Genomic DNA, 1374 nt, shown 5'->3' with positions numbered 1-1374 from the left:
ATACAATTTTCATCCAAGCTCGATTGATACTGAGAATTTCCCTTTTTCCATTTGGCGTAAGCATGCCAAAGACACAATTAACAAGGATAATCACTCCTTATTATTACTTGGAGACTCACAAGGGGAAATAGAATTACGAGAGGAAATTACTCATTATTTGTACCACGCTCGAGGAGTACAATGCTCACCTAATCAAATTATTATTGGGGCTGGGATTGAAAACTTATTACATCAACTCTTGCTCCTCTTTAACAAAGAAACGATTTATGGTGTAGAGGATCCAGGTTACCATTTAATTTTAAAGATGCTCAAGATTTTTCAAAATGAAGTTTATCCTCTTGGAGTAGATGAAGAAGGTGTAAAAGTAGAAGATGTTCATCAGAAAAATATTAATGTCGTTTACTTAGCCCCTTCCCACCACTTTCCGTATGGTACTGTGTTATCAATAAATCGACGGACTAAGCTATTAAAATGGGCTGCAGAAGATAAGAACCGTTATATAATAGAAGATGATTATGATAGTGAATTTCGTTATAGTGGAAAGTCCATTCCTGCCTTGCAAAGCATGGATCTCGGCGGAAAAGTAATTTATTTGGGCACTTTTTCAAAATCTCTAATGCCATCTATTAGGATTAGCTATATGGTGCTACCAAGGCCTCTTCTACGACAATATAAAGAAAAGCTATCTTTCTATAACTCCTCTTCCGTCTCAAGAATTGACCAACATATTTTAGCTCAATTTTTAAAAAAAGGTGATTTTGAGAGACATTTAAACAGAATGCGAAAGATTTACCGTCGTAAGCTTGAAAGAGTATTAGAATTATTAAAACCGTATCAAGACAAACTCTCTATTATTGGTGGGCATTCTGGCCTTCATATCGTTCTTAAGGTTAATAATGGGATGGACGAAAAAGAATTGGTTCGAAGAGCAGGTGATGAAGCTATAAAGGTCTATCCATTATCTACTTACTCATTTGAAAAAGAACAAGAAAACCCTCCTAATATTGTTTTTGGTTTTGCTGGAATTCCTGAAGGTGAGTTAGAAGATGCTGTTAAATTATTGTTAAAATGCTGGGGATTTAATGTTAGTTCATAAAACAAATATAAGTTATTCGTATTTAAGGAATATATATCTAAAATCTATATCTGTGTTTCAGCCCATCTATGTACCTTCTTATAGATGGGCTTTTATTTAATGCTTAAATATCCTTCTGATTTTTAGCAAAAACTCTTTTTAATTGTTTAATAGGTGGAAATTCTCTGTACTTAATTCGTTTTAACTTCCATACTTTATGTATGTAGCGTACCCTTGTCAATTTACCTCATTACTTTAACTCATAGGAGCATTCTTTTAATGGATACACAAGTTAATAA

At 33.5% G+C, this 1374-nt stretch carries 1 protein-coding gene; it reads left to right on the top strand.

All coding sequences use genetic code 11. The features are described from left to right. Nucleotides 1-1096, top strand: a 1096-nt coding sequence (pdxR, locus tag RB298_RS28085; protein WP_486049652.1) for a MocR-like pyridoxine biosynthesis transcription factor PdxR, incomplete at its 5' end; no start/stop codon positions are given. Nucleotides 1097-1374: the final 278 nt, after the last annotated feature.

Source organism: Priestia sp. BR_2 (assembly GCF_041954005.1).
Lineage (GTDB): Bacteria > Bacillota > Bacilli > Paenibacillales > Paenibacillaceae > Paenibacillus_AQ > Paenibacillus_AQ lautus_A.
The sequence above is the reverse complement of the archived record's forward strand: the minus strand, read 5'-3'. Positions and strand labels throughout refer to the sequence as shown.